This window comes from Protofrankia sp. CiP3 (assembly GCF_917627345.1).
In the GTDB taxonomy this organism is placed as follows: Bacteria; Actinomycetota; Actinomycetes; order Frankiales; family Frankiaceae; genus Protofrankia.
Genome location: NZ_CAKJTM010000047.1, coordinates 35773 through 40332, shown reverse-complemented (window position 1 = coordinate 40332; position 4560 = coordinate 35773). Strand labels below are relative to the sequence as shown.

Below are 4560 nucleotides of genomic sequence, written 5' to 3'. Positions count from 1 at the left end.
GCCCCGCCAGGGCCGCTGACTTTCCCGCCAGAGCGGCTTCGCGCGGGCCGGCGCCTTTCCGCTTCGGGTATGCCCCGCGGATAACGGCCTCCCTGGACGGCGAGTGCCTCCCGGCTTCAGCACACGTCCGGCGCTGTCGCCATGAGCGCCTTACCGGCGGGCCGGGATGCCGGACGGAATGGTCGAAACGCCGGAATTCGGGCCGGCGGCCGGTAAGGATATGACGGTGATGTGTCGGTGATGTGTCGGTAAGGATGTGGCGCATGCCCAGGGGCCGCTGGATGATCGGTGTGTTGGTGGAGCTCGCAGGTCTGGGACTCATCGCCGGTGGTGTTGCCCAGGCGGCCGCGGCCACGCACGGGCATGTCGCTACCGCCGCTGAACTCGGGGTGTACGACGGGCGGCTGACCAGGGGCGTGCTCCTGGTGGCCGGCGGGGTGTTCATGTGCATGGCCAGCGGCCAGATCCGTCGGGCCGCGCCCTGTTGGCGGAGGTTGAGCCGGCTCGGCCGGGTCCTGTTCGTCGGCGGATACCTGCTCGCCGCCACCGGTTTGGCCGTAATCACGCAGCATGCCTCCGTCAGAAGCTTCTACGTCGGCTTCGGCCTCCAGGTGATCGGTGCGGTCGCGGTGGGAATCGGTGGGAACACGGCACGGCCGGACCTCGACCCGCCGTCACCTCACGGGTGCTCTGGCCATTGAGGGCAGGTACGTCGGTAGGGCTCACCGGACAGGTAGCGGCTCCATTCCGTTCGGGTGAGGTTGCGCCCCGCGATACGGCAGGCAACCATCGCCCAGGTCTCGGTGCTGACGTCCCAGATCTGGACAGCCCCCTCGGACGTGCCGGTCAACACGGTGACGCCGTCCAGGCTGCGCGCGAGGGAGTATCCGCCGCGCGGCTGCGGCATGGCTACGCCTATCGGCGCAAGGGTCGCGGCATCCCACAGGTGTGCGCTGCCGTTCCCGCCGATGTCACTTGTCGTCATCACGACGCTGCCATCGCGGAGGAAGTCGACCCCGCCGCTGCTCGGTGTCTGCAATGTCCGCCGCAAGGTCCCCGTCCTCGCGTCGCGGAACTCGACGACACCGACCGCTACCGTGCCATAACCGATCGCGATCGTTGCGTTGTCCGGTGAGAACGCCAACGCTGGGGCGTCGGCGGTGGCCTCCAGCAGCTGCGACCACACCGGGCTGCCGGTGGCGGTGTCGAACAGGGTGACGATGCGGCCCGGGAGATCCTCGACAGCAAGCCAGCGCCCGTCGTGGCTGTAGAAGGGGTACAAACCATCCGGAACGCCCGGATGAGCCACGCCCGCCGTGGCAAGCTTCCCCACGAGATGCGGCTGTCTGGGGTCACGGACGTCCCACAGCAGGACAGAACCGCCGGAAGCCACCGCGACCCGCCCTCCCGCCGGGCTCCATGCGATAGCGGAGAAGCTTCCGGCTGGTTGGGAGCCGGCAAGAACTGCCAGGTCGGCCCCGCTGGCCCGCTCCCACAACCGGAACGTCCCATCCTGGCCCGGCGCGGCGAGCAACGCCCCGTCCGGGCTGAACGCGACGGGGGGCGCAACGGCGCCGTCGAGTAATCGGCCCTCGGAGCGGCCGCTGGCCGCGTCCCACAGCAGAACCTTTCGATCATCAATACCTTGAGTGACAATTTTGGTATCACCGGGCAAGAAGGTGCCCGTGACCCGGCCGGTATGTCCTTGCAGGGTCCTGCCCAGCGGTGACGTGGCGCTGTCCAGGCGCCAGATATCGACCTCAGCCACGCCACTGGCGATCAGTCGTCCATCGGGCAAGAAGGCGGTCGAGGTGGTCGCACGCTCGTGGAGTGGCAGGACCGCGACCTGCTGGCCCGAAGGTATGTCGAACACCCGGATGAAGCTGGCTCCGTCATTGAGCGCGAGGCGGCGCCCGTCGTTACTGATCAGCATGCCGGCGAAGGCCGCTGTGAAGCCGGTCAGCGGCGCTTGGCGCAGCTGACCGCTGCGGACATCCCACAGCATCACGCGATCACCAAGCGTAGTAGGCAACGTGACAGCATCGGAGGCGAAAAAACCAGGTGCCCCGGGAAGATCCCACAGGACCGTCCCGGCGTGGGCATCCCATATCCGTGTCGACGAGCCGCCGAAGATCCCAGCGGCCAGCCGGCTCCCGTCCGCGTTGATCATGACCATTGGGATGTCGCCAGGTTTCGCCGGGAAGTGCAGCGACGCCCCGATCTGCCGCGGTGTGTCAGGGGCCGAGCGGTCCCACAACGCGATCTGACCGTTGTTGTCGATCACAAAAAGCCGGGAGGAGTCAGTCGGATCGAACTGTCCGTAGGCAAGCCCGCTGCCGGCCCGGATCGGCGCTCCGATCTGCTCACCACTGGTGACATCCCAGATGACCACGGTTCCGTCGTTCCCGCCGACGGCGAGCAGTGTCGCGTCCGCATTGAAGAGTGCGAGTTCGCGGCTGGTGTGCCAGCGCAGTGTGCGCTGGACCTGGCCGGTACGCAGGTCCCACAGCCGGACCGTGCCGTCCCGTCGCGGCTCGGCGAGCAGCCGCCCGTCCCAGCTCACCGACGGGGGGACCAGCGGCAGCAGGTTGGGCGCATCGAAACGAATGACCCGGTCGAGGCTGGCAGGGGTGTGAACGAGCGCGGTCTGCAGGCCGGCTTCGGTATCCCGGGATGGTTGGAGCCGGTAGCTCTCCACGCCGAGCAGCAGCGCCAGATCGACCTGGTCAGCGCCGAGGCTGGCGGCCACCGTCGCCAGCTGGGCGGCCTGCGCCGACCTGGTGGCGGCGTGGGCCAGCCGCGCCTGGTGGTCCGCCGTGCTTCGCTGCATGACCGCCAGACCCGTGCTGACCAACGCGACCACGAGCAGCGCGGCCAGCACGGAGGCCAGCGAGCGCAGCCGCCGGGCGGCTCGCCGGGCGTCGTGCAGCGCATGTTCCTCCGCGGCTGTGGATGCCGCGAGGAATGACTGTTCCAGTGGGTTGGCGTCACCCGGATAGGCATCCGCCCATTCCTTGGCGGCCTGTAGCCGGGCATCGCGGTAGAGGTCGCCCGGAGCATGACCGGCCGCTACCCAGGCGCTGGCGCTCTCGGTGAGGTGGCGGTGCACCCGGTGGCCGTCGCGGTCGGCCTCCAGCCAGGTCCGCAGCCTGGGCCATTCCCGCAGCAGCGCCTCGTGCGCGACCTCCACCGTGTCGTCGGCCGCGATGACCAGCCGTCGCCCAATCAAGGCGGTGAGCACGGCCTCCGCCTGTTCGCTGCCAGCCAGCTCGGACCGCGGCGCGCGGCGTCGCAGGTCAGCTCCGTCCTCGCCAGGAGTGGCGAGCCGGAGGAACAGGCGGCGGAGAATCGCCCGCCCCTCGTCATCGAGGCTGTCATAGACGCCGTCGGCGAGCCGGGTGATCGCCCCGGCGACACCGCCCGCCTCGCGGTAGGCGGCGACACGAAGTGTCTGGCCGTCACGGCGCTCCCAGGTCGCCAACAGCGCGGTGGACAGCAGCGGCAGTGCCCCCGGCTCCTGCCGTGCGTCGGCCAGGACCGCGTCCGTGAACCCTTCCTCGAGGTCCAGCCCGGCAACCCGGGCGGGTTTCTCAATCGCCTGTCGCAGCTCGCCCACAGCCATCGGACCGACGAGGACGGTGTTGTCGCCAATGAGGCGGGCGAGCGCGGGATGGCGGGCGAACCGGCCGTAGCAGTCCGCACGCACGGTGAGGACGACGCGAAAGCGCCCGTCAGCGCGTTCGAGTGCGCCGACCAGGCGGTCGATCAGCTCCTCCCGGCCCTCCTGCGTCCACATGGTGATTGCTTCCTCGAACTGGTCCAGGACGACAAGCTCGTTCCCCCTGCTGCCGCTGTCGAGGTCCAGCGCGGTCGGGTCTGTCGTGCCGGTCCGCAGCAGCCGGATCCGCCACCGGTCGCTGCCCGGCAGCACGCCCGATCGCAGCGCCGGCACCAGTCCGGCCCGCACCACCGACGATTTCCCGCTGCCTGACGGGCCCACCACGGCCAGCAGCGGCGTGGCAATGCAGCGGGTCACCAGCTGCCCGACAAGCCGTTCCCGCCCGAAGAAGTACGGGGCGTCCTGCTCGTCGAAGCGCGCCAGCCCCTTGTACGGGCAGACGACGGTCTCCGTCTCACCAGCCGGGCGGGCGCAAACGACTGGCGAGACGGCACGGCGAGTCCTCGCCCGCTGCAGATCCAGAACCTCGGCGACCATTGCCTGCTCAGCCGCGACCAGGTCCAGGCGGCCTGTCGCCACCCGCACGGCTGTCTTGCCGACCCGCTCACCGGCGCGGGCAACCGCCCAGCCAGCCGCATCCTCGTGGACCCGCGCCGGGACTCCGCCAGAGGACACGGCCACCGCCTCGGCCGCCACCGGCAGGTCCTCATCGCTCACGTAGCCGGCCACGATCGCACTGATCTGATCGACCCCGAGCGGGCCAAGCCGCAGGACGCGCTCCGCGTCGCCGGACGCACCGGACGCACCGGACGCACCGGACGCACCGGACGCACCGGACGCACCGGACGCACCGGACGCACCGGACGCACCGGACGCACCGG

The 4560-nt window shown here is 70.0% G+C and carries 2 protein-coding genes; one reads left to right on the top strand and one right to left on the bottom strand.

Annotated features, from left to right (window positions below; translation table 11 throughout):
* Nucleotides 1-263: 263 nt before the first annotated feature.
* A complete protein-coding gene (locus MJ797_RS16260; protein ID WP_239335720.1) occupies nucleotides 264-701 on the top strand; it encodes a hypothetical protein in 438 nt (145 codons plus the stop codon).
* Here MJ797_RS16260 and MJ797_RS16255 read toward each other — a convergent pair.
* Nucleotides 680-4560 (bottom strand): hypothetical protein (locus tag MJ797_RS16255; protein WP_239335718.1); only part of this gene is annotated, 3881 nt, incomplete at its 5' end. The two genes, MJ797_RS16260 and MJ797_RS16255, sit on opposite strands and share 22 nt — an antisense overlap.